Source organism: Pseudarthrobacter sp. 902506025, from assembly GCF_040702325.1.
GTDB lineage: Bacteria > Actinomycetota > Actinomycetes > Actinomycetales > Micrococcaceae > Arthrobacter.
Window position 1 is genome coordinate 112,521 of the sequence record NZ_JBFBKW010000008.1, and the last position, 22,663, is coordinate 135,183.

General features: G+C 67.3%; 20 protein-coding genes. 10 read left to right on the top strand and 10 right to left on the bottom strand.

Going from position 1 to position 22,663, the window contains the following annotated elements; genetic code table 11:
* Nucleotides 1-71 precede the first annotated feature (71 nt).
* The 3 genes from AB0280_RS15120 to AB0280_RS15130 all read right to left on the bottom strand — a co-directional run bounded on the left by AB0280_RS15120 (nucleotide 72) and on the right by AB0280_RS15130 (nucleotide 2,892).
* Nucleotides 72-1,499: a class II fumarate hydratase gene (locus AB0280_RS15120; RefSeq protein WP_159632527.1), complete on the bottom strand. Its 1,428-nt coding sequence runs from the start codon at nucleotides 1,497-1,499 to the stop codon at nucleotides 72-74.
* 87 nt (nucleotides 1,500-1,586) lie between these two features.
* Nucleotides 1,587-2,201, bottom strand: a complete 615-nt coding sequence (locus AB0280_RS15125; protein WP_159632526.1) for a carbonic anhydrase — start codon at nucleotides 2,199-2,201, stop codon at nucleotides 1,587-1,589.
* A gap of 10 nt (nucleotides 2,202-2,211) precedes the next feature.
* Nucleotides 2,212-2,892 (bottom strand): DUF4245 domain-containing protein, encoded by a 681-nt coding sequence (locus AB0280_RS15130; RefSeq protein WP_224027291.1) that lies wholly within the window; start codon nucleotides 2,890-2,892, stop codon nucleotides 2,212-2,214.
* Between the two features lie 224 nt (nucleotides 2,893-3,116).
* Between AB0280_RS15130 and glpX the strand changes: the two genes are divergently transcribed.
* On the top strand, nucleotides 3,117-4,139 hold the full coding sequence (gene glpX / locus AB0280_RS15135; protein WP_200830737.1) for a class II fructose-bisphosphatase: 1,023 nt from the start codon (nucleotides 3,117-3,119) through the stop codon (nucleotides 4,137-4,139).
* A gap of 89 nt (nucleotides 4,140-4,228) precedes the next feature.
* Nucleotides 4,229-5,284, top strand: coding sequence for a lipid II:glycine glycyltransferase FemX (locus AB0280_RS15140; RefSeq protein ID WP_307488552.1), 1,056 nt, complete (start codon nucleotides 4,229-4,231; stop codon nucleotides 5,282-5,284).
* A gap of 96 nt (nucleotides 5,285-5,380) precedes the next feature.
* Here AB0280_RS15140 and manA read toward each other — a convergent pair whose 3' ends face one another.
* The 4 genes from manA to AB0280_RS15160 are packed head-to-tail and all read right to left on the bottom strand — an operon-like array spanning nucleotide 5,381 to nucleotide 10,105.
* Nucleotides 5,381-6,625 (bottom strand): mannose-6-phosphate isomerase, class I, encoded by a 1,245-nt coding sequence (manA, locus tag AB0280_RS15145; protein ID WP_224025457.1) that lies wholly within the window; start codon nucleotides 6,623-6,625, stop codon nucleotides 5,381-5,383.
* 42 nt (nucleotides 6,626-6,667) lie between these two features.
* Nucleotides 6,668-8,317: an LCP family protein gene (locus AB0280_RS15150; RefSeq protein ID WP_307488551.1), complete on the bottom strand. Its 1,650-nt coding sequence runs from the start codon at nucleotides 8,315-8,317 to the stop codon at nucleotides 6,668-6,670.
* A 10-nt stretch (nucleotides 8,318-8,327) separates the two neighbouring features.
* Entirely contained in the window at nucleotides 8,328-8,912 is a 585-nt protein-coding gene (gene purE / locus AB0280_RS15155; protein WP_159632521.1) for a 5-(carboxyamino)imidazole ribonucleotide mutase, read from the bottom strand.
* Nucleotides 8,909-10,105 (bottom strand): 5-(carboxyamino)imidazole ribonucleotide synthase, encoded by a 1,197-nt coding sequence (locus AB0280_RS15160; protein WP_224025459.1) that lies wholly within the window; start codon nucleotides 10,103-10,105, stop codon nucleotides 8,909-8,911. The genes purE and AB0280_RS15160 overlap by 4 nt, the downstream gene beginning before the upstream one ends.
* Nucleotides 10,106-10,279: 174 nt before the next feature.
* Between AB0280_RS15160 and AB0280_RS15165 the strand changes: the two genes are divergently transcribed.
* Nucleotides 10,280-10,840, top strand: coding sequence for a GtrA family protein (locus AB0280_RS15165; RefSeq protein ID WP_159632519.1), 561 nt, complete (start codon nucleotides 10,280-10,282; stop codon nucleotides 10,838-10,840).
* Nucleotides 10,841-10,852: 12 nt separating this feature from the next.
* On the opposite strand, the gene AB0280_RS15170 is transcribed toward AB0280_RS15165, so the two are convergent.
* Complete coding sequence (locus tag AB0280_RS15170) at nucleotides 10,853-11,554, bottom strand: TIGR03089 family protein (protein WP_307488550.1); 702 nt, start codon at nucleotides 11,552-11,554, stop codon at nucleotides 10,853-10,855.
* A 389-nt stretch (nucleotides 11,555-11,943) separates the two neighbouring features.
* On the opposite strand from AB0280_RS15170, the gene AB0280_RS15175 reads away from it, so the two are divergent.
* The 3 genes from AB0280_RS15175 to AB0280_RS15185 are packed head-to-tail and all read left to right on the top strand — an operon-like array spanning nucleotide 11,944 to nucleotide 17,628.
* Entirely contained in the window at nucleotides 11,944-12,477 is a 534-nt protein-coding gene (locus AB0280_RS15175) for a WhiB family transcriptional regulator (RefSeq protein ID WP_159632517.1), read from the top strand.
* A 29-nt stretch (nucleotides 12,478-12,506) separates the two neighbouring features.
* A complete protein-coding gene (locus AB0280_RS15180; RefSeq protein ID WP_370871748.1) occupies nucleotides 12,507-15,872 on the top strand; it encodes a glycosyltransferase family 2 protein in 3,366 nt (1,121 codons plus the stop codon).
* Nucleotides 15,865-17,628 (top strand): DUF5719 family protein, encoded by a 1,764-nt coding sequence (locus tag AB0280_RS15185; protein WP_275180407.1) that lies wholly within the window; start codon nucleotides 15,865-15,867, stop codon nucleotides 17,626-17,628. Before AB0280_RS15180 ends, AB0280_RS15185 begins: the two co-directional genes overlap by 8 nt.
* A gap of 55 nt (nucleotides 17,629-17,683) precedes the next feature.
* Here the strand turns inward: AB0280_RS15185 and AB0280_RS15190 are convergent, their stop codons facing one another.
* Nucleotides 17,684-18,196, bottom strand: coding sequence for a metallopeptidase family protein (locus tag AB0280_RS15190; RefSeq protein ID WP_307488549.1), 513 nt, complete (start codon nucleotides 18,194-18,196; stop codon nucleotides 17,684-17,686).
* A gap of 118 nt (nucleotides 18,197-18,314) precedes the next feature.
* On the opposite strand from AB0280_RS15190, the gene AB0280_RS15195 reads away from it, so the two are divergent.
* The 4 genes from AB0280_RS15195 to AB0280_RS15210 all read left to right on the top strand — a co-directional run bounded on the left by AB0280_RS15195 (nucleotide 18,315) and on the right by AB0280_RS15210 (nucleotide 21,853).
* Nucleotides 18,315-18,701, top strand: a complete 387-nt coding sequence (locus tag AB0280_RS15195; protein WP_159632513.1) for a DUF3499 domain-containing protein — start codon at nucleotides 18,315-18,317, stop codon at nucleotides 18,699-18,701.
* A gap of 79 nt (nucleotides 18,702-18,780) precedes the next feature.
* Nucleotides 18,781-19,008: a Trm112 family protein gene (locus AB0280_RS15200; RefSeq protein WP_159632512.1), complete on the top strand. Its 228-nt coding sequence runs from the start codon at nucleotides 18,781-18,783 to the stop codon at nucleotides 19,006-19,008.
* Nucleotides 19,009-19,083: 75 nt separating this feature from the next.
* Nucleotides 19,084-20,550 carry an adenosylhomocysteinase gene (gene ahcY, locus AB0280_RS15205; protein ID WP_307488548.1) on the top strand — a complete coding sequence of 489 codons (1,467 nt, stop codon included), beginning with the start codon at nucleotides 19,084-19,086 and terminating at the stop codon, nucleotides 20,548-20,550.
* Nucleotides 20,551-20,614: 64 nt separating this feature from the next.
* Nucleotides 20,615-21,853, top strand: coding sequence for a L,D-transpeptidase (locus tag AB0280_RS15210; protein WP_159632510.1), 1,239 nt, complete (start codon nucleotides 20,615-20,617; stop codon nucleotides 21,851-21,853).
* Between the two features lies 1 nt (nucleotide 21,854).
* Here AB0280_RS15210 and AB0280_RS15215 read toward each other — a convergent pair whose 3' ends face one another.
* A complete protein-coding gene (locus AB0280_RS15215) occupies nucleotides 21,855-22,655 on the bottom strand; it encodes an RDD family protein (RefSeq protein WP_307488547.1) in 801 nt (266 codons plus the stop codon).
* Between the last annotated feature and the right edge of the window lie 8 nt (nucleotides 22,656-22,663).

A 22,663-nucleotide genomic window follows, 5' to 3' on the forward strand; every position in this document is an offset into this window, starting at 1 on the left:
GCGGCCGGCGCCTTTCGTGCGAAAGGTGCCGGCCGCCGGACGTTTTGGCCTGTTGGGCCTTGTTTGGCTTGTCAGGCCTTGTGGGCCGGGGCCGTCATGGTGGTGACGTCCAGGGCCTTGTCGAGATCAGCTTCGGAGACCTTGCCGTCGCCCTCGCCGACGAAGCCGAGCTTCTCGGTGGCCTGGCGGATGGTCAGGCCCTCCTTGACGGCGGTCTTGGCGATCTTGGCGGCGTTCTCGTAGCCGATGTACTTGTTCAGCGGGGTGACGATGGACGGGGAAGCCTCGGCCAGGAAGCGGGCGCGCTCCACGTTGGCGGTGATGCCGTCGATCATCTTGTCCGCCATGACGCGGCTGGTGTTGGCCAGCAGGCGGATGGACTCCAGCAGGTTGGCGGCCATGACGGGGATGCCCACGTTGAGTTCGAAGGCGCCGTTGGTGCCGGACCAGGCGATGGCGGTGTCGTTGCCGATGACCTGGGCGGCCACCATGATGGAGGCCTCGCAGATGACCGGGTTCACCTTGCCGGGCATGATCGAGGAGCCGGGCTGCAGGTCGGGGATGGCGATTTCGCCGAGGCCCGTGTTGGGGCCCGAACCCATCCAGCGGAGGTCGTTGTTGATCTTCATGAACGAGATGGCGATGTTGCGCAGCTGGCTGGACGCTTCAATCAGGCCGTCGCGGTTGGCCTGGGCCTCGAAGTGGTCGCGGGCTTCGGTCAGCGGCAGGCCGGTGTCCGTGGCGAGCAGCTCGATGACGCGCTCGGGGAAGCCGGCGGGGGTGTTGATGCCGGTGCCCACGGCGGTGCCTCCCAGGGGCACCTCAGCCACGCGGGGGAGCGAGGCGTTGATGCGCTCGATGCCGTAGCGGACCTGCGCCGCGTAGCCGCCGAATTCCTGGCCCAGGGTGACCGGGGTGGCGTCCATGAGGTGGGTGCGGCCGGACTTGACGACGTCCTTGAACTCAACGGCCTTGCGTTCCAGCGACTCTGCCAGGTAGCCCAGGGCGGGAATGAGGTCGTTGATCAGGGCGGACGTGGCGGCAACGTGCACGGACGTGGGGAACACGTCGTTGGAGGACTGCGAGGCGTTGACGTGGTCGTTGGGGTGGACCACCTTGTCGCTGCCTGCGGCCTTCAGCGCACGCGTGGCCAGCTCTGCCAGGACCTCGTTGGTGTTCATGTTCGAGGACGTGCCGGAGCCGGTCTGGAAAACGTCGATCGGGAAGTCGCCGTCGTACTTGCCGGCAGCCACCTCATCGGCAGCATCGGCAATCGCCTTGGCCAGCTCGCCGTCGAGCACGCCCAGTTCTGCGTTGGCCTGGGCGGCAGCCTTCTTGACCCGTGCCAGCGCCTCGATGTGGGTGCGCTCCAGGGTCTTGCCGGAGATGGGGAAATTCTCTACTGCCCGCTGCGTCTGCGCGCGGTACAGTGCGTTCACGGGGACGCGGACTTCGCCCATCGTGTCATGTTCAATGCGGAACTCTTCAGTGGAAGTCATGGGGCTAGCTTATGGCTCCCGGGCGCCCCATCGAAAACCGTTAAGGGAGCATCGCCGGCGGTCCGCTGGGCCGCCGGCGCAGGGTTCCTAGAGCTCGCCGATTCCGGAAACAAGGTCGGCGCGGCCTTCTGCCAGACGGTACGACAGGCCGATGACCGCGGTCCGGCCCTCCTCGATTGCGGTGGAAATCACACGCGAGCTGTCCGCAAGGCGATGGGACATCTGCTTGACGTTCTCCACCACCATGTCGTTGACCTCGGGCTGGTTGTTCCGCAGGGACGTCAGGACGGAAGGCGTAATGCGTTCCACGAGGTCGCGGATGAAGCCTGCGGGCATTTCACCGGTCTCCACGGCGTCCCGGGTGGCGGTTACGGCGCCGCAGCTGTCGTGCCCAAGGACCACGATCAGCGGCACCCCCAGCACCGCGACGCTGTATTCCAGGGAGCCCAGGACGGCGTCGTCAATCACCTGTCCGGCGGTGCGGACCACGAAGACGTCGCCCAGGCCGACGTCGAAGATAATTTCGGCAGCGAGCCGGGAGTCGGAGCAGCCGAAGATAACGGCGAAGGGATTTTGCGTCTCGACCAGTTCTGAGCGCCGTGAAGCGTTCTGGTTGGGATGGGAGGATTCGCCGTTTACGAAACGTTCGTTGCCTTCGCGCAGGCGGCGCCAGGCCAGTGCAGGGGTCAGGTTAGTAGCCATGCTTACTACGTTAAGGCGCGGCAGTGGCGGAAGGGGAAACTGTGACGGCGGGGTTGGCGTCAAGAGAAGTGACGACGGCGGCCGCGAGGGTTGAGAATTCCTCCAGCTGCGCTGCGCCGGAGAGGACAACGGTGCTGCCGCGGTAGTTCAGGACCATCGACTTTTCGCCCTTGCCGGTGTCCCGCAGTTCCCAATCCCGGCCACCGGCATTCCGCGAGCCGGTAACGGGAGCGTTCTTGGTCTGCTGGAGCAGCCAGGTGGGGTTGGCCTGCGTGGTCTGCACCAAAGCGATGAAGGATGTCTTGGGAGTCACGTAGCCGACCTCCCAGGTAGGCACCCCGCTGCCTGTCCCCGCTTCCCACCGGGCGTAATTTGCCCGGAAGGCGTTGCCGGTGTCCGGTGCCACGGGTGTGAATCCCGCCACATCTGCGGCGTTCCGGGCCACCGACGCCACATCGATGTCCGGGCGGTACCCCTCGCTCTTGGGCTGCGGATTCATGAGGACAACGGGCAGGAACGCCGCGATGCTGAGCACCAGGGCAATGATCATGCCGATCACCGAAGCATTGGCGCGCTTGGCCGCGGCCGCCGGAATGACGGGCTTCACCGGGGTGCCGGCACTGTTGCCCGCGGCGCCGGGACGGCCATCGGGCTGTGCCGGGCCGGAGCTGGGACTGGTGGCTTCCTGCATGTCATTCACCCCTCTATAGTCGCCCATCCCGGAGCCGGAGTTCCATTCGGGCTGGTCCGCGGGCCCCGGCCGGCGGCCAGGCACATTTCGGGGTTGCGTCACGGGCCACCCCCAGCGCGGCGCCACGACTATGATCGATAACAGAGGAATCACCGTTCTGCTGCACCGGCGGGCGGGTTCAATGATCGCCACTCGAAGAAGAGGTTCACGTGTCACCAGCGTCCATGACCCAGAAGTACTCCACGATTTCGCCGTCCCTTGCGGTGGGCCACGACGAGCCGGACCGCAACCTTGCCCTTGAACTTGTCCGCGTCACCGAAGCCGCGGCCATCGCCGGCGGCCACTGGGTTGGCTTCGGTGACAAGAACACCGCCGACGGCGCCGCCGTCGACGCCATGCGTTCCTTCCTGCAGACCGTCCACTTCAACGGCGTCGTGGTCATCGGCGAGGGCGAGAAGGACGAAGCGCCCATGCTGTTCAACGGTGAGCGCGTTGGCGACGGCACCGGCCCCGAGGTGGACGTCGCCGTCGACCCGATCGACGGAACCCGCCTGACCGCCCTGGGCATCAACAACGCGCTGGCCGTCCTGGCTGTTGCCGAGCGTGGCTCCATGTTTGATCCCTCCGCCGTGTTCTACATGGAAAAGCTCGTCACCGGCCCCGAGGCCGCAGACATGGTGGACCTGCGCCTGCCGGTCAAGCAGAACCTGCACCTGATCGCCAAGGCCAAGGGCGTGAAAGTCAACCAGCTCAACGTCATGATCCTCGACCGCGACCGCCACCGCCCGCTGGTGGAGGAGATCCGCGAAGCCGGTGCCCGCACCAAATTCATCATGGACGGCGACGTCGCCGGCGCCATTGCCGCGGCCCGCTCCGGCACCGGCGTGGACGCGCTCATGGGCATCGGCGGCACCCCTGAGGGCATCGTGGCAGCCTGTGCCATCAAGTCCCTGGGCGGCGTCATCCAGGGCCGCCTGTGGCCCACCAGCGACGAAGAGAAGCAGAAGGCCATCGACGCCGGGCACGATCTCGAACGGGTGCTTTCCACCAACGACCTCGTTTCCAGCGACAACTGCTACTTCGCCGCCACCGGCATCACGGACGGCGACCTGCTCAAGGGCGTGCGCTACTCCAAGGACAAGGTCCTCACCCAGTCCATCGTGATGCGTTCCAAGTCCGGAACCATCCGTTTCGTGGAGGGCGAGCACCAGGCCAGCAAGTGGGAAGGCTACGCCCGCAAGAACTGACCGCCAGGTCCTGCTGACTGCAAAGCCCCCGGTGCGCCACACACTCGCCGGGGGCTTTGGCGTTAAGGCCTTGGTATAGGGTTTAAGCCATGATTCCTGCTGTTGTGCCCTGTACTGACCGCGCCCTCTGGGACGAGCACGTTGACCGGTTCCAGGGGCATCCGCAACAGCTGTGGGGCTGGGGCGAGACCAAGGCCGCCCACGGCTGGGCCGTTGACCGGGTCCTGGTCAAGGCCGGGGACGAAACTATCGGCTGTGCCCAGCTCCTGGTCCGCCGGCTGCCCGTCCCCTTCCGTGCCCTGGTCTACATTCCGCGGGGACCCATGTGCTCAGTGGAGAACGCGCAGGTGGTCCTGAACCGGCTGGCCGAGCACGCCGCCCTCTGCCACCGGGGCGTGGCCCTCAGCATCGAACCGGACTGGGACCGGGATTCCGCATTCACCGGTGCCGTGGCCGCCGCGGGCTTCCGCGAATCGACCAACACCGTCCTCATTCCGCGCACGCTCATCCTGGACCTCAGCCGCTCCGACGACGAGCTGATGGCCGAGATGTCCAAGTCCACGCGGGCCAACATCCGCAAGGCCATGCGCAGCGACGTTGAATTCCGCAAGGTCAAAAACGATTCCGAGCTGGACCAGGTGCTGGCCATCTACCACCAGACTGCCGAGCGGGCAGGCTTCGGCATCCACGAGGACCAGTACTACCGGGACATCTTCCGGAACCTCGGCGACTCCTCACCGATCATCGCCGCGTTCGATGGCGAGCAGATGCTTGCCTTCACCTGGCTTTCGCGCAGCGGCGCCACCGCCTTCGAGCTCTACGGCGGCGTCTCCGCCGAAGGCCAGAAGCAGCGGGTGAACTACGGCGTGAAGTGGGCCGCGCTGCAGGCCATGCGGGAAGACGGTTGCAGCCGCTACGACTTCAACGGCCTCCTGAACGACGGCATTTCCGATTTCAAGAAGCAGTTCGCCAAGCACGAGAACATGCTCATGGGAACGTGGGAAAGGCCGCTGTCGCCGTTCTACCCCGCCTACTCGAAGGCCATGCCGCTCGCCCGCAAGGGCCTCCAGCAGGCGCGCCGGCTGCTGAAAGGGGCCGCCGGGCAGGTCCGCCCGTTGGTCCGGAAACTGCGTCCGGGCAGCTAGCCGCAGGGCCTAACCCGGGCAAGGCCAAAAAAGGCGGCCGCGGCACCTACGAAAGTGCCGCAGCCGCCCTTTTGCTGTTGCGGGCTGCCGGAAGTGCTAGAGACCGGTGGTCACGGCGAAGGCCAGCGCAGGCCCGGTGCTGCCGGCTACCCGGTGGACGTTGACCGGTGCCTCGGCCGCGGCGATGAACGCGCTGCCGCCCTGTGCGAGTTCCAGGTCGCCCTTGGGGGAGTCGAGGTAGACGGCGCCGGCCACCACAATGACCACTGCCGCGCCTGCCTGCGCCAGCGGGACCGGAGCGGCGTCCGGCCCTAGTTCGATGCGCTGCAGCTGGAACTCCCCGAACGGGGGACGGAACAGTTCCTGGTCCATCACCGTCCTTTCCGCGCCGAGCATCGGAACAGCTACAGGATGGAAATCGATGGTGTTCAGGAGTTCCGGGACGTCCACGAATTTGGGCGTCAGGCCGCCGCGCAGGACGTTGTCGGAGGACGCCATGACCTCCACGCCCAGCCCGTGCAGGTAGGCGTGCACGTTTCCGGCGGGAAGGTAGACCGCCTCACCGGGCTTCAGGGAGATCCGGTTCAGCAGCAGTGAGATCAGCACGCCGGGATCACCGGGATACTTTTCGTTGAGGCTGATGACAGTGCCCAGCTCGGCCTGGTAGGGCTCAAGCGGTGCCCCGGACAGGAGGGCTGCCACCACCAGGGCGGTGTCCTCTGCCACGCCCTGGCCGCCGGCGATCAGCCGTTCAAAAGCCCGGCGCAGTCCTGCGCTTTCATCCGGGGCGGCAAGATCCTCGATCAGGGCCTGGACCAGCTCCGGGGACTGGCCGCCCGCGGGGAAGGCAGCCGCAACGTGATGCAGGATCTTCCGGGTCTCGGCCGCCGGCCGGAATCCGCACAATGCCTCGAACGGCGTGAGCGCGAAGATCATCTCGGGCTTGTGGTTGTCATCCTTGTAGTTCCGGTTGGGAGCATGGGCATCCAGCCCGGCTGCGTTTTCCCGGGCGAATCCTTCCCGGGCCTGGTCCAGGCTCGGGTGGACCTGCAGGGAGAGCGGCTGCGCGGCCGCAAGGATCTTGGCCAGGAACGGCAGCCGGGGGCCAAAGGCCGCCACAGATTCCGCGCCCAGGAAATGTTCGGGGTCGGAGGAGATCAGGAAATCCAGTGGGCTCCGGGTCCCGTCCTCCGGCAGGTGCGCCACGGACGGCGAGTCAGGGTGCGCGCCGATCCACAGTTCAGCCTCCGGGCGCCCCGACTCGGGACGGCCCAGCAGCGACGCGATCGCCGTCGTCGAACCCCAGGCGTAGTCCCGCAGGACGTTGTCAATCTCGTACAAAACCGTTCCGTTCCTTGATGGGTGGGAGCTGATGGGTGGGCCCTAGAGCGGGGCGCACTGACCGTTGGTGGCCACGAGTTGGCGGATGGCCTCTTCGTTGCCCTCCAGCTTGAGTTGGGTCAGCATCTCTTCGGTGATCGGCTCGCCGTCGGGTGTGGTGGTCACCGGCGTGAAGTCCGACGGCGAGGGCTGCCGGGCAGCGCTGCCCGCGGCGGGCAGGGTGGCGGGGACAGCCCCGGCCGCCTGGACGTGTCCGGCGCCTGCCTGCGGAACTGCCGTGCCGTCGTCGGGAATTCCTGCCGACTGTGCACCCTTGGCGGATGCGGATGCCAGCAGCTGGTCCACCCGTTCGTGGATCTGGTCGAAGTCGGGGTTCGTGGAGAACGACGCATCGAAGTCCGGAGGGCCGATGGTCAGCCGTTTGACGTCCTTGCCTCGCGCCTTGATCGCGAGGTCCAGGAAACTGCCCAGCTGGGCGGAAGAGATGTTTGATTCCACCACCTTGGTTCCCGCGCCGGCGATGTCCTCGAACTTGGACAGCAGGGTGGCGGGGTCAAGCTGTTTCAGCATTGCCTGCTGCACGCACTGCTGGCGCTGGATGCGGGAGTAGTCGTCCACGTACTCGCGCGAGCGTCCGTACCAGAGGGCCTGGGCGCCGTTGAGCGTCTGGTCTCCGGCCGGAATCCACCCGAGGGGCATCCCGTGGGTCTTGGTGGCCTCGTCGAAGTAGCCGCTCATGGGAACCCAGCCGCCGGCCTTGATCCGGATGCCGCCCATGGCGTCGATCAGGGTGGAGAACCCCTCCATGTCAACGAGCACGTAAGCCTGGATTTTCATGCCCAGCGTTCCGGAAACGGCCTCCATGGTTGCCTGCGCTCCGGGGTCCGCCACACCGGGATAGAGGTCCGCGTGCTCATTGGTGACCTCGGTGTTGATGGCGTTGATCAGGCACTCGTCGCCGCAGTCGTAGCCGTCGGGGTAGAGGGCCCGCATGGGGGAGTCTTCGCTGAACTGCGCGTTCTGGAAGTTCCTGGGGACGGAAATAATGGCGGTCTGGCCCGTTTGGGCGTCCACGCTCAGGATCGACAGGCTGTCCGGCCGGCGGCCCGTGCGGTCATCGCCGGCGTCGCCGCCCATCATGAGGAAGTTGTAGCGCCCGTCCACCGGCTCGATGGCGGGACCGGACGAAAAGATGTTGCCGATGGCGTTGCGGCCTACGTTCAGCAGGTAGGCGGCATACCCCATGGAGCCACTGCCCAGGACCAGGGCCACCACCAAGGCTATGCCGACGGCGGGGCGGGCCCGCGGCGCCAGCAGGACAGGGCGGATGAGGCGCAGGGTATTCAGGAACAGGAGGGCCCAGCCGAGGGCCAGCGCCGACATCACCACCACCAGCAGCAGCGAGGTGACCGGGTTGGTGGCGATGCTGATGACCAGGCTCCGGTTGACCAGCAAGAGAACCACTGCCAGCAGCAGGAGTGCCCACACACAGAGCGTTACCCGCAGGGCAGTCCGTCCCAGCTTCCTGTCGCCTGCCACGAGTTGGGCGCTGCCCGGTACCAGGAGGGTCAGCAGGACCAGGACGAAGGCACGCTTGGTCCTGACCGCGGGAGAAGCGCTGACCGGATAGCGGACCGGGTCCGTCAGTGACGGACCGGGGCCGGTATTGAGAACGCTGCTGCTGCTGGCCATGCCCGGCGCCCTAACGGCTGCCCCGAAGGGCGCTGGAGCCGCCGGGGAAGACTTCGCTGACTTTCTGCCGCAGGTTCGCGCCCTTGCGGGTGGCGACGGCGTTCAGGTCCGCGGCGAAGTCGAGGAGATCGGAGCGCAGGGACGCGGCAAGTTCATCGGTGCCGGACGCCAGCATCCGCACGGCCAGGAGCCCTGCGTTGCGGGCACCGGCGATGGAGACCGTGGCCACGGGCACGCCTGCCGGCATCTGGACGATGGAGAGCAGGGAGTCCATCCCGTCGAGGGTTTTCAGGGGAACGGGAACCCCGATCACCGGCAGGGGCGTGACACTGGCAAGCATGCCCGGCAGGTGGGCCGCGCCGCCGGCACCGGCGATGATGACGCGCAGCCCGCGCTCGTGCGCGGTTTGGCCGTACCGGATCATCTCGGTGGGCATCCGGTGGGCGGAGACGACGTCCGCTTCAAATGGGATGCCGAATTCGGCCAGGGCGTCCGCCGCAGCCTCCATGACCGGCCAGTCAGAGTCGGAGCCCATGACCAGGCCCACCAGGGGGCCCGCGGCGGAACCGGCGGCGGGGGTGGCTTCGGCGCTCATGCGTTCTCCTCGAAAATTGCGGAAGGTTCTTCGGTGGTAACCCGCCCGTCGCGGATGATGCCCGCCACGGCCGTGGCCCGGCGGCGGACGGAGTCCACCTCCGTCGTCGAACTGCCCATCAGGTTGACGTGGCCGATCTTGCGCCCGGGCCGCACCGACTTGCCGTAGCAGTGCACCTTGGCAGCGGGTTCGGTGGCCAGCGCCATGGGGTAGGCGGAGTACAGATCCTGGTTGTCTCCGCCCAGGAAGTTCTTCATCACAGTCACGGGTGCCAGCGCGTCGGTGGCACCCAACGGCAGGTTCAGGACCGCGCGGAGGTGCTGTTCGAACTGGCTGGTGATGGAACCGTCCTGGGTCCAGTGGCCGGTGTTGTGCGGGCGCATGGCCAGTTCGTTGATCAGGAAGCCGGCCCCCGTACCCGGGGTTTCGAACAGTTCCACGGCAAGGACGCCGGTGACGTCAAGCTCGGCGGCGATGCGCAATGCTGCGTCCTCAGCTGCGGCAGCAACCTCCAGCGGGATGTCCAGCGCGGGTGCGATCACCTCGTCGCAGACGCCGTCCACCTGGATGGTGTGGACCACGGGCCACGCGCGGGCCTCGCCATCGGGGGTGCGGGCCACGAGCGCGGAAAGTTCGCGGGTGAACTCGACCTTCGCCTCGGCCAGCAGGGGACTCATGGCGGCAAACCAGTCGGCGGCTTCCGCGGCCTCTTCCGCTGAGGCGACGATCCGCACACCCTTGCCGTCGTAGCCGCCGCGGGGGGTTTTCAGCACTACGGGCCAGCCTGTTTCGTCGCCGAAGCGGACCAGCGCGTCAACGTCCGCCACGGACGCCCACGCGGGATTGGGCAGTTCCAGCCGGTCGATGGCGGCCCGCATGACCAGCTTGTCCTGGGCATGGACCAGGGCATCCGGTCCGGGCTGGACGTTGACTCCGGCATCCTGCAGGGCGCGGAGGTGGTCCGTCGGCACGTGCTCGTGGTCGAACGTCATGACATCCAGGCCTTCTGCGAAGTCCAGGAGTGTCTGCAGGTCCTTGTAATCGCCCACCGGTGTGGCGGGGACGGCCGACACTGCCGAAACGTCCTCGCCTTCGGCGAGGACACGCAGTTCAAAGCCGAGTGCTGTAGCGGCAGGGGCCATCATTCGCGCGAGCTGGCCGCCGCCAACCACGCCTATCACTGGAAAAGTCACATCTGCCAGCCTACCGAAGACGGGCCCGATCCCGCTTTTACGTCCCGGCGGGTGAACGGTATTTTCCACGGGCAGGACATAGGTCACCTGCTTCTGCGGGGCGGCTCAAAGCTTTGGGGGCTAAAATGGACCTTTGGCCGAGTGGCCCACAGTTCGTCGCGGCCATGGAGGGTCATGTTTAGTGCACTTGCAGATCGTATCCGGGGGCTCGCCTCACTCTTCTGGCGCGAGGTGGCCAAGTTCGGTGCGGTGGGCGGTGTGGCGTTCGTCATTGACAACGGCCTGACCTATTACCTGATGCACGGCCCCATGTCGGACAGCGAGGCGAAGGCGCGATTTGTGGGCGCGACCGTTGCCACGGTCTTCTCGTGGGTGGCAAACCGCTTCTGGACCTTCCGGCACCGCCGGCAGGCCAACGTGCTCCGCGAGTTCATCATGTTCGTCATCATCAACGGCATTGGCATCGGCATCTCCACCGGGTTTACGGCACTGGCCAAGTACTGGATGGGAATCGACGACAAGAACCTGCTGTTCCTGGCGGGTGTGGCCGGCATCCTGGTGGCCACGGTTGTCCGCTTCTTCGCGTACCGGTTCCTGGTCTTCAACCAGGAACTGGACCAGGAGCCGGAATTCTCCCACGACCACGAAATCATCGAAGCCCACCCGCACCGCGAGCCCGCACGCGCGGCGGAGCGTCCGGCGCCCACTTCCGCCGACGGCGGCCCGCAGGCCTAGCGTTCAGCACTGCTAGCTGCCGTGGATGCGTTCGTCCGCGCGCAGTTTGTCAGTGAGGGCCACCTCGGGATGGGTCAGCACCACCGACCCGTCCCGCAGCCAGGCACCCAGCGCACTGGACAACGCTGATTCGAGTCCCCGGTCTGCGGGGATATGAACCCTGGCGCCCTCCTCATGCTGCAGGGCAAAACCGGTCAACAAGTCCCGGTGGGGGATGGCATTCCCGTCGGCGGTCCGGAGGGCGCAGTCTGCCGGATCCGGATCGGTGTGCGGCATGAACACGTCCCCGTGGGAACGCACTTCGGCCGCGTAGTCGATCCAACCCGCGGGAAGACCGCCGGCCCACCGCATGGCGAGTGCGGGGAGCGCCACGGCGATGACAGCGTCGTGCTGCCCGGTCGCCGCAGTGGGATCGTCTGTGGCGAGGAAGTCGGCCGGGCTGCCGTCGAATACTGTTTCCAGGCCAAGCTGCCAGCCGGCCAGCGCCCACACCATGGCTTTCCAGTGCGCCGGAAGGGCAAGCCGCAGCCGCATGCCCGGCTCCGCATCCAGTTCGTCCTGCAGCAGGTTGCTGGTCTTTGCCACCCAGTTGTCCAGGACCCGTCCGGACAATTCCACCCGCTCCGAGTCTGGGCCGTACCACGTGAGGCGTGGGGCCGTGGAGTTGCCCGAGCGAAGGGTGCCCATCAGGTCGATTGCGGGGGTTGTGTTCATGGGTTCATCCTGCCACTCCGGTTTGCCCCGGTCATCCGGCGGCAGCTGCCTTTTCTTCGCACGCAGCCTTAAGTGATGTTAATCACTATGGTTGCTAAGCGTGCTTGCTATTTCAGCGAAGACCGGGTATTTTCCCCGCCAGCCTTGTGTTTTTGAGGGGTTTTAGGCCCTGGAGGCCGGGCTGCCGTCCACGCCACGCCGGGGCCGGGAAAAATCCCGGGCGTGGCGTGCGCAAACTTCTGAAGCGGGACTGTCTATTATCCCGGCAACGGCTTGACTAGCCCTAGTTACACACGTGTAATTAGGTAACTAAAGCAATTGCGTAAATACCGGCACACAACCGAGTGTCCACGTATCCAGGCAGTGGCTGAAACATCAGGAGGGTCGCCGTGGGGCAAGCAGAGCGTATCCAGGAAGATGCCGTCGTGGCCGGTCAGGCAACGGCAAAGTACCGTGCGCGGGGGGTGCCCAGCGATTGGTACGTGGATCCCGCCGATCCTGATGCTGCGGAGCGGTACAACAGGAATTCCACCAGCGTCCTCGAAGACCAGGCTACGGCGTTCCTTGCAGCGCATGAAGCCCTCCTGGACGGCGGCGCGGAGCCGGAAGACGACCTCGATCCGCCCATGGAAATTGCTGCCGCCGGGACGGCCCAGCCGGTCTGGATCGGGCTGCCGCTCCAACAGGACTTCGACGACGAAGGTGAACTGGGCTGGCAGACGGACGCTCTGTGCGCACAGACGGATCCGGAAGCCTTCTTCCCCGAAAAGGGCGGCTCCACCCGCGATGCCAAGAAGGTGTGCGGCGCCTGCAACGTGAGGTCCCAGTGCCTTGAGTACGCGTTGGCCAATGATGAACGGTTCGGTATCTGGGGAGGCCTTTCCGAGCGTGAGCGCCGGCGGCTAAGGAAGCGAGCAATCTAATTCTTCAGGATGTCCATGTCACTGCCGTTGTGGTTGCCCACAACGGCAGTGCCTATCTGCCCAGAACCCTTTCAGCCCTGGCGGCCCAAACCCGCCCGGCTGACCGTACCGTTGGCGTCGACGCCGGCTCCGGCGACGATTCCTGCAGCCTCCTCAGGGAGGCCCTGGGCGACGCCGCCGTTGTCAGCCAACCCCGGGGCAAAGGCGGCATGGGTGCCGCCGTCTCCGCCGCGCTTTCAGCGCTGGTGCCCTTCGACGGAAACGCTGACGGTGGCCGCACGGAGTGGATCTGGCTGCTGCACGACGACGCCGCGCCCGCGCCCGAAGCCCTCGCGGAACTTCTGGGCGCCGTGGAGCGCGCACCCTCGGTGACTGTTGCCGGCTGCAAGCAACTGGACTGGCATTCCCCGCGGAAACTCATGGACGTGGGCCTTTCCACCAGCAGGTGGGCCGAGCGGCTTACCCTCATCGACGCCGATGAGATGGACCAGGGCCAGTACGACGGACGCACCGACACCTTCGCCGTGAATTCCGCCGGCATGCTGGTCCGCCGCGACGTCTGGGAACACCTGGGCGGTTTCGATCCCGCCCTCCCGGGCAGCGGCGACGACGTCGACTTCTGCTGGCGGAACCGCCTGGCAGGACACCGCGTGGTGGTGGTGCCCGCCGCCAGAATGTTCCATGTGGCGCACCGGCCGCACGCCCTGGGCAACCCGTCCGCAGCCCGCAAGGCGCAGGTCCACCTGCGCCTGAAGCACAGTCCGCTGTGGATGGTTCCCATCCATGGCCTCGGCGCATTGCTCGGCAGCCTCTTCAAGCTGGTCCTGAGCATCGTGGTCAAAGACCCCGGCCACGGCATCTCCCAGCTTGTTGCCACGTCCGCCGCCCTGGGCCGGCCCAGGGCCGTGGCCAAGGCCCGGCGGGCAGCCAAACGTACGCGGCGCATCCGCCGCTCCGTCATCCGCAAGCTCCAGACTCCGCGCCGTGAGGTGTGGAGCCACCGCCGGTCCTTGATGGAGGCGCTGGGATCCGACGGGTCGGGCGCCGACCACCTCGTGCAGGATCCGCTCGCGCACCAGCCCACCGGCGACGCCGCGGACGACTTCGCCGCCCTCGCCACCAGCAAGCGCGGCTGGGTGGGCAACGGTGCCCTGGCCGCCGTCATCATGGCATCAGTGGCCTCGCTGCTGGCGCTGGCAGGACTGTTCCGGGCCCAGGCTGTCACCGGCGGCGCCCTGATCCCCGTGTCTGCGGGGCTGGGGGACATCTGGCACAACGCCAACAGCTGGTGGATCAGCCTGGGTGCGGGCCTTCCCGGCCGCGGCGATCCCTTCGACTATGTCCTGTGGGTCATCGGCCTCGCCGGCGGAGGCGATGCCAACGCCGCCATGGCCTGGCTGCTTCTGCTCGGTGCCCCGCTGTCCGGACTCACCGCGTGGTTCGCCGCGGGCGGGGTGACCGAACGCCGCCGGCTCCGTTTCGCGGCCGCGATCTTCTGGGCTGCCGCACCGGCGCTCCAGGCCGCGCTGAACCAGGGCCGGGCAGGGGCGTTGATCGCGCACATCATGCTGCCGCTGGTGGTCCTGGGTCTGCTGCGCGCTACGGGATCGGCCGTTGGACACGGACGGTTCAGCGCCACCGCGGCGTCCATCTATCCGGCTGGCGAGCAACTCCCGGCCAAGGCGGGCATCAACGGAGTGCCGTCGTGGACAGCGGCCGCAGCTGCCGGCCTGGCGCTGGCGGTCACCACCGCGTCGGCCCCCTCCCTACTCATCCCCGCTACCGTGGTCATTGTGCTGTGCGGCCTCCTGCTGGGACGGCGCGGACGGACAGTGTGGTGGGCGCTGCTGCCCAGCGCAGCCCTGTTTGTCCCCTTTGCCCTGTCCACACTCGACAGGCCGCGTGCACTCCTGGCCGACCCGGGACTCCCACTGGGATTCGACGCCGCTCCGCTGTGGCAGCAGATCCTGGGCCAGCCCCTGTCATTCGACCCCGCCGGCGGCCTCCAGGGACTGGCGGTCTTCACGGGCGGGACCGTGCCCTGGGCCCTGCTGCTGGCCGTGCTCATTGCAGGGCCGGTGGTGATCCTTGCCATTGTGGGACTCTTCAGCGCCGGACGCCGCGCCCGGACAGCCAGATGGTTCTGGACCGGGTCCATCATTGCCCTGGCCGGTGGATGGCTGGCAGGCCACGTTGCCACCGGGCTGAGCGCTGATGTCATGGTGACGCCATTCCCCGGACCCTCAGTGTCCGCCGCATCCTTTGCCCTCCTGGCAGCCGCCCTCCTCGGTGCCGAACAACTGCTGTCCGCGGCCGACCGGGCCTCCGGCGATGGCGCGAAGACCGCGACGGCGGCCCGCACCGTCCTGGCGCTCGGCCTGGTGGTACTGCTGGCCGGGCCGTTGGCAGGCATGGCCGCCTGGTCCGCGCAGAACCTGCTGCGTCCGGCCACCACTGCCGCACCCGCAGCCCAGGCAGGCCCACCCGCTCCATCCGCGGCGGCGTCCGGGGACGGGGGAGCGCTGGGTGCTGCGCGACTGGTCGAGGCCGCGACCGGACGCTCCCTTCCCGCCACCGCCATCGACCGCGGAACCGGTCCGGAACAGACGCGCACCCTCCTGCTCAGCACCGGAGACGACGGCACCTTCAGCGCATCGCTGATGCGCGGGTCCGGCACCACGCTGGACAGCCTCTCCGCCATCGCCTCAGCCCGAAACATCATCGGTGCCCCCGGTGCTGAAAAAGTGCGCGACGACGACGATGTCACCGCAGCCGTCCGACGCGTTGTCGCCACCATGGTTGCGGGGCAGGGCGTGGATCCCCGTTCCGACCTCGAACAGCTCGGTGTTGGCTTCGTGGTGCTCCGCTCCGCGGATACCGCAGCCCAGTTGACCGCAAGCCGGATGGACGCAGTCCCCGGCCTGGTGGCCGTGGGGCAGACCGACGTCGGCTGGCTGTGGCGGATCAGCCCGCTGAACCAGCGGAACCTCCAGGCTGCCGACGTGGCCCACCGTGTCCGTATTGTTGACGCCGGCGGTTCGGCCACAGCGCTGGTCGCTTCCGGCACCGACGACGTCGATGCGGCTGTCCCCGCGGGGCCCGAAGGCCGCCTGGCAGTGCTTGCCGAGCGGGCGGATCCCGGGTGGAGCGCCTGGCTCGACGGGCGCAAGCTGACCTCCACCACCTCCGGCTGGGCGCAGGCCTTCACCCTCCCCGCAACCGCCGGCCAGTTGACGGTCCGCTACGAGAACCCGTGGTCGTTCTGGGCTGCTGCCGGCCAAATCGTGGTGATAGGGCTCACCGTCATCCTCGCAATCCCCATGCCCGCCCGGCGGCCGCGGACCGGCCTCTCACGGGACGAGGGCTCCCTGCGTAAGGAACACCAACATGCATGAGCACACCCCACCGGCTGCCAAGGCGGGGGCAGGCGCCGGCGCACCGGATGCTGCCGAACCGTCGCTGCCCGCTGAACAGCCGGCACCGGCAGGGAAACCCGCTTCCGCCGTTGAGCCTGCCGTAGCGGAAACCGGAGCCGGGCAGGGCCGGAAACCGTCCGGCCGCGGCTCCACGCGCATGCCGGGCGGGAAAGGCCGTGCCGCTTCCGTCGCCGGAGTGGCGGCAGGCGTCCTGATTCTTGCCGGCGGCGGAGCTGTAGTGGCCGCCGGATCGCTGATGCCCGAGCCCGCCTCCAGCCGGACGGTACCGGCGGCCGAAGCCGCTGTTCCCGCGGGGGCCAGCCTCGGCGTGTGCCCGGGCCCTGCACGGCTGCTGGAGGGCACCGAGGCCGGCACCGATGCCCAGTTCCGGCCCGAGTCGGCCACTGCGGCAACCCGGGTGAGTGCGGCAGTGCTCAGCGCCGGAGGTGTGTTGCCGGGGAGCCGGCTGGCGCACCTGGATGGGACAGCCGCCGTCGACATCGCCAAGGACCCGGGTCCGGCGCCCACCCCCGGAGCCCCCCAGGAGCTCCGTGCCGCAGTGGTGGCGGACCGCACCGTGGACCAGGTGAACGTCCTGAGCGCCAACGCCGTGGCAAACCAGAATGCGTCCGCCGCGGGCGCCATGAAATACACGGCCACCGACGGCGACCTGCAGGGCAGTGCTGCGGCTACCTGCGTGCAACCCTCGAACGACCAATGGCTGGCGGGTGCCAGCACCACCGTTGGCCGCACCTCCATCCTCGCGCTGACCAATGCCTCCAGCACACCAGCCACGGTGAGCCTTGAACTGTTCGGTTCGGGCGGCCAAATCCAGGCGCCCGGCAGCCGGGGCCTGCTGGTGGCACCCGGCACCACACGCAGCGTAGTCCTCGCCGGCCTCGCACCCAACGAGTCCCAGCTCAGCGTGCACGTCCGCAGCGCCGGTGGACCGGTTGCAGCCTCCATCCAGCAAAGCTTCCTGCGCGGCCTTACCCCGGGCGGGGTGGACTACATCAGCCCCGGGACTGCCCCCGCGGTCCGCCAGGTGATGACAGGAGTGGACATCCAGGACCCCGCCGGACTCGCTGCCCTGACGGCACAGCCCGGCTACCGTGACGCCGGGCCGGCCCTCGAACTGACCGTTCCCGGCGCCTCCGATGCTGTGGTGGAAATCAAGCTGTACGGACGGGACGGCCAGCACGCGCTTCCCTCCGGCGGGGTCATCACCGCAAAAGCCGGTTCAACCACCGAGGTGTCGCTGGCCGGGGTTCCCGCCGGGCAGTACACGGTTGCCGCCTCATCCGACGTCTCCTTCCTCGCCGCCGCACGGATGAGCCGCGGGCTCCAGGCGGGACAAGCCTCGGATGTGGCGTGGGCGGCATCGGCAGTGCGGCTCGGCAGCCAGCACGTGGTTCCCGTCCCCAAGGGCGGCCAGCGCCAGCTGGTGTTCGGGGTCCTGGATACCAGGGCCACCATTACCTATGCCCCCATCACGGCTGACGGAAAGGTGCGTGCCGCGGCCTCCGCCGACATAGCGGGCGGCACCACGGCCTCCATCAGCATTCCTGCCCAGGCCGAGGGCGCGGACGTCGTTGGCTATGTGGTCTCCGCCTCCGGTGACGCCGCCTATGGAGCGGTGCTCGTGGGGCAGGATGGCCGCAACGATGTTTCCTCCCTGGCCTTCCTGGCTGCTGCTGCCGGCCAGGAAACGGTGCCGGTCACACTGGGCTACTAAGGCGGCCCCGGCTGCTAAGGCCGGGGCAGAGGTCCGGGTTCTGCGTGGGGCCGGTTCAGTAGCGGCGGCGGTACACGGGATCCAGGGTCTCCGGTGCCACGCCAAGCATTTCCGCCGTGTGTTCGACCACCACGTCGTGGACCAGGTCCTGCAGCTCTTCGACGCTGGAGCACGCCTGTTCCACCACGCGCCGGTACACCGTAATCATGGGTCCGTCCTCGCCTGCGGCGGGGGTGTAGGAGCCCATAGGTGGCGTGGACGCATTCGCCGCCAGCTGCTCGAGGTCCGGCGGGATTTCATCCACGCCAAACCGTACGCCGTCCAGGGTCTTGCCCCAGATGTCGTGCAGCCGCTGGGCTGAGTCCAGCACCATGTCGTCGAAGCGGTCGGCGCGCGTGCGGTATCCGGGATGGGTGGGCAGCATCACCTCGCCGCGGAGGCCGCGGCCGTGCCGGTTCCGGCGCCGCCTGGAGAAGCTCCTGCCGGCGGTTTCCACGCCCGATGCCGCGGGGGCATCCGGGCCAGCCAACCGGACCGAAAAACCTGATTCATGGTTCGATGACTGCATACATCGACTGTAAACCCGGGGGAGCATTTACGCGATACATCCCCTCTGCTCCGGGGGCGCGTCGGGCCCTGCCCGCAATGCACGGGTTTTGGGTGCCGAAGGGGTAGTCTGTGATGTCGTGGGAGCTATCCGTCAATGTTCAAGGTCTGCCTGCCGCCAGTCGGCGGTAGCCACCCTGACGTACGTGTACGCGGACTCCACCGCCGTCCTGGGTCCGCTCGCCACCTATGCCGAACCGCACTGCTACGACCTCTGCGAGCAGCACGCTGATTCTTTGACGGTGCCCCGCGGCTGGGAGGTGCTGCGCCTTGCCATGCCGTCCACCCCGCAGCAGCCTGGACCCGATGACCTGCTGGCGCTGGCCAACGCTGTTCGCGACGCAGCAGCCCTCCCTCCGGAGCCCCAGGCGCCTGCCCAGCGGGCACACCATTCCGCCCTGGAAGCTCCGGCCGGCACCGAAGGCGCACGTCGGGGGCACCTGCGGGTCCTCCGGGAACCTTCCTGAGCCCCATCTGGCGGTAGGCTGGAAGCTGCACATCTTTTCCGCTACCGGCGCGAGCGCGCCCGCCAGGGAGCATGAACAAATGCCAAAGATCAGTCCCGAGCTGTTGTCCGTCCTGCGTTGCCCCGTGACCGGCTCGCCCCTGGTCCAGGAGGGGGAGGAGCTGGTGGCCACCGCCGCCGGGGATACGGGCGTCAGGAACCGGTACGCCATCGAGGACGGGATCCCTTTGCTGCTGCCTCCGGAGCTGCTGGCTGCAGCAGCCTCGGCAGGTTCCGACCAGCACGATCCCGCTGCGGCAGGGCACTAGTTCACCTGCCTCCGCACGCACAGAAACAGCAGCACGGGGACTGGACCAGGACCCGGACCAAGCAAAGGACCACCCATGACTTTTGACTACAAAGTTGCCGACATCTCCCTGGCGGAAGCCGGGCGGCACCAGATCCGCCTGGCCGAGCACGAAATGCCCGGCCTGATGTCCCTCCGCGAGGAGTTCGGCCCCACCCAGCCGCTCAAGGGCGCCCGCATTGCCGGTTCCCTGCACATGACGGTGCAGACCGCCGTGCTGATCGAAACCCTCACGGCACTGGGCGCCGAGGTCCGCTGGGCCTCCTGCAACATCTTCTCCACCCAGGACGAAGCCGCCGCGGCTGTGGTGGTAGGCAAGGGCACCGTTGAGGATCCGCAGGGCGTGCCGGTGTTCGCCTGGAAGGGCGAAACCCTTGAGGAATACTGGTGGACGGCCGAGCAGATCCTCACCTGGCCCGGAGCTGAGACCAACCCCGAGCTCGGTCCCAACATGATCCTGGACGACGGCGGCGACGCCACCATGCTGGTGCACAAGGGTGTCGAGTTCGAAGCCGTTGGCAACGTTCCCTCCGCGGATCCCGAGGATTCGGAGGAATACGGCATCTTCCTCGACGTGCTGCGCCGTTCCCTGGCCGCGGACGCGAAGAAGTGGACCCGGACCGCTGCCACGATCAGGGGCGTCAGCGAGGAAACCACCACCGGCGTCCACCGCCTTTACCAGCTGGCTGACCAGGGCAAGCTGCTCTTCCCCGCCATCAACGTCAACGACTCCGTGACCAAGAGCAAGTTCGACAACAAGTACGGCATCCGCCACTCCCTGCCCGACGGCATCAACCGGGCCACGGATGTGCTCATGGGCGGCAAGGTAGCCGTCGTATGCGGCTATGGCGACGTGGGCAAGGGCGCCGCCGAGGCCCTCCGCGGCCAGGGTTCGCGCGTGATCGTCACCGAGATCGACCCCATCTGCGCGCTGCAGGCAGCCATGGACGGCTACCAGGTGGCCAAGCTGGAATCCGTCCTGGCGCAGGGCGACATCTTCATCACCACCACGGGCAACAAGGACGTCATCCTGGCCGAGCACATGGCCGGCATGAAGAACAAGGCCATCGTGGGCAACATCGGCCACTTCGACAACGAAATCGACATTGCCGGGCTGGGACGCATCCCGGGCGTCAAAAAGGTCGAAATCAAGCCGCAGGTCCACGAGTGGGTCTTCGACGAAGGCACCGCCACCGAACGGTCCATCATTGTCCTGTCCGAAGGCCGTCTGCTCAACCTCGGCAACGCCACGGGCCACCCGTCCTTCGTCATGAGCAACTCCTTCGCCAACCAGACCATTGCCCAGATCGAGCTGTGGACCAAACGGGACCAGCACGAGTATGAGAACAAGGTCTACGTCCTGCCCAAGGTCCTGGATGAAAAGGTGGCGCGGCTGCACCTGGAAGCCCTGGGCGTGGAGCTCACCGAGCTGAGCAAGGACCAGGCGGAGTACCTGGACATCGATGTGGCCGGCCCTTACAAGCCGGAGCACTATCGTTACTGAGACGTAAGGGCCCGGGCGCGTTCAAGCGCCCGGGCCGTTATTTTCTGCACGTAGGATCGAAAACATGGAGCCTGATGTAAAGCCCCGCCGCAGGGGGAGCGCCAAGAAAGTCCTTGCCGTGGCCGCCGTGTGTGTCCTGGCTGCCGTTGGCGGGGTTTTCGCAGCCGTCGCTCCAGGCCTTGCGGGCGGACCCCTGGAATCCGAGGCAGGCTCCGCACTGCGGACATCGCCGGGCATTGCATCGCCCGTTGTGCCGCCGGTCAAGCTTGACGCGGCCCCGGCCAACGGTGCCAAGCAGGTCAATCCCGCCGCCCCGGTGTCGCTGAAGGTAGGCAACGGGATCATCCAGCGTGTCACCCTCGCCAGCACCGCCGGGAAGACCATTGACGGCAGCATTGACGCCAGTGGGACGTCGTGGTCCGCCACGGCTCCCTTGGAGTTCAACACCGAGTACAGCTACACGTACGTGGTCAAGGACTCTGCAGGGCGCGAGACCAGCACCACCCAGTCCTTCAATACCGTCTCCAGCTCGCATGAGGCGGACGCCGCCATCTATCCGCTGAACGGCATGAAGGTTGGCGTCGGCCAGCCCCTGCAGATTATCTTCAGCGAGCCCGTAACCAACCGTGCCGCCGTCGAAAAGGCCATCAAGGTCACCACCACGGCAGGACAGGCCGGGGCATTCCACTGGTACAGCGACACGATGGTCCGGTACCGGCCCGAAAACTTCTGGGCGGCGAACTCCACCATCACCATGGACATGCAGCTCTTCGGCGTCGACCTTGGAAACGGGCAGATCGCGAACTTCAATAAGAAGGTGAACGTCAACATTGGGGACAAGAAGGTGGCCATCGCGGACGCCACAGCCCACACGTTCACGCTGAGCGTCAACGACCAGCCCGTCAAGACGCTGCCCGTCAGCATGGGGGACAAGCGCTTCCCGTCCGCGAAGGGATACGCGGTGCTGATGGAGAAGAACCGGTTCGACCACTTCAGGGCTGCCAGCATCGGCCTGAAACCGGATGACCCCGCCTATTACGGTGAGGCCGACGTCGAATACACCATCCGCCTCACGCTGAGCGGCGCCTACATCCACCAGGCACTCGAGTCCGCCTATCCGTACATCGGGAACACCAATGTGTCCCACGGCTGCATCGGGTTCCTTCCGGACGGGGCAGCCTGGGTGTTCGACAACATGGGAACCGGCGACGTCGTCCAGATCATCAACACAGAGGGTGACTACGCGGCGAACACCGACGGGTATGGCGACTGGAACATTCCCTGGAGCGAGTACGACAACTAAGTCACTCGGCGAAGGGCAGGCGCTGCAGCCGCCGTCCCGTCTCCGTGTTCCGCCGGCGTGACTGCGTCAACCTGGTGTACTCCCTGTTCCGGCGTTCAGCGACGACGGCGGCCAGGTAGTCATCGGGACCGGTCCCGGCCGGCGGGGCGGGTGCCACATGGGCCGACAGTTCCTCGGCGATCGCCTGGGCCATTCCTGCCCTGGAAAGCGGAGCCATCCGCCCGGCCTGGCGGATAAACTGGGCGGCCCTGCGCGCCGTGGCGTCGGGGATGCGCCCAATGTCCGCCGCGGCAGCCCAGGACTGCAGGTACGGCGGCACGAAAACCCGGACGGCCCCGTCCGCTGGAACCCGGCTGCGCACAGCGTACGTGCCGGCGAGCAGGTCGCCGAGCCGCCGGGATTTGTCGTTGAAGAGCGCCACGGCGAGGGCAAGGCCGCCAAACGTCAGGTAAATCTCAAGGAATCCGGTCAGCCCGCGGATCACGGCGTGCCGGAACCGGATGGCGCCCCCGTCCTCCCGCACCACCCGCAGGCCGGTGGCCAGTTTGCCGAGCGACCGGCCCCGGCTGAGTGTTTCCACCCCCACCGGCACCACCACCAGGCAAAAAACGACGGCGGCCAGGCCCAGGGCGCGCGCGGCAGCATCGTCCAGGTCAGCGCCGGCGGCGGACAGGCCAATCATGATCAGCACGAGCAGGGCCACATGGACGACGACGTCGATGACCAGGCCAAGGGCCCGGGCCGCGAAGCTCGCTGGCCGCAGCTCGAGTACTACTGCCTCGCCGGTGATGATCTGGCTCACACTGCGTC

Bases quoted from the DNA above. Each gene is read 5' to 3' on its own strand.
- AB0280_RS15125 (WP_159632526.1), bottom strand. From the start codon at position 2,201: ATGGCTACTAACCTGACCCCTGCACTGGCCTGGCGCCGCCTGCGCGAA.
- AB0280_RS15130 (WP_224027291.1), bottom strand. From the start codon at position 2,892: ATGCAGGAAGCCACCAGTCCCAGCTCCGGCCCGGCACAGCCCGATGGC.
- AB0280_RS15165 (WP_159632519.1), top strand. From the start codon at position 10,280: ATGTTTAGTGCACTTGCAGATCGTATCCGGGGGCTCGCCTCACTCTTC.
- purE (WP_159632521.1), bottom strand. From the start codon at position 8,912: ATGAGCGCCGAAGCCACCCCCGCCGCCGGTTCCGCCGCGGGCCCCCTG.
- AB0280_RS15210 (WP_159632510.1), top strand. From the start codon at position 20,615: ATGGAGCCTGATGTAAAGCCCCGCCGCAGGGGGAGCGCCAAGAAAGTC.
- AB0280_RS15150 (WP_307488551.1), bottom strand. From the start codon at position 8,317: ATGGCCAGCAGCAGCAGCGTTCTCAATACCGGCCCCGGTCCGTCACTG.
- AB0280_RS15185 (WP_275180407.1), top strand. From the start codon at position 15,865: ATGCATGAGCACACCCCACCGGCTGCCAAGGCGGGGGCAGGCGCCGGC.
- ahcY (WP_307488548.1), top strand. From the start codon at position 19,084: ATGACTTTTGACTACAAAGTTGCCGACATCTCCCTGGCGGAAGCCGGG.
- AB0280_RS15140 (WP_307488552.1), top strand. From the start codon at position 4,229: ATGATTCCTGCTGTTGTGCCCTGTACTGACCGCGCCCTCTGGGACGAG.
- AB0280_RS15120 (WP_159632527.1), bottom strand. From the start codon at position 1,499: ATGACTTCCACTGAAGAGTTCCGCATTGAACATGACACGATGGGCGAA.
- AB0280_RS15170 (WP_307488550.1), bottom strand. From the start codon at position 11,554: ATGAACACAACCCCCGCAATCGACCTGATGGGCACCCTTCGCTCGGGC.
- AB0280_RS15190 (WP_307488549.1), bottom strand. From the start codon at position 18,196: ATGCAGTCATCGAACCATGAATCAGGTTTTTCGGTCCGGTTGGCTGGC.
- glpX (WP_200830737.1), top strand. From the start codon at position 3,117: ATGACCCAGAAGTACTCCACGATTTCGCCGTCCCTTGCGGTGGGCCAC.
- AB0280_RS15200 (WP_159632512.1), top strand. From the start codon at position 18,781: ATGCCAAAGATCAGTCCCGAGCTGTTGTCCGTCCTGCGTTGCCCCGTG.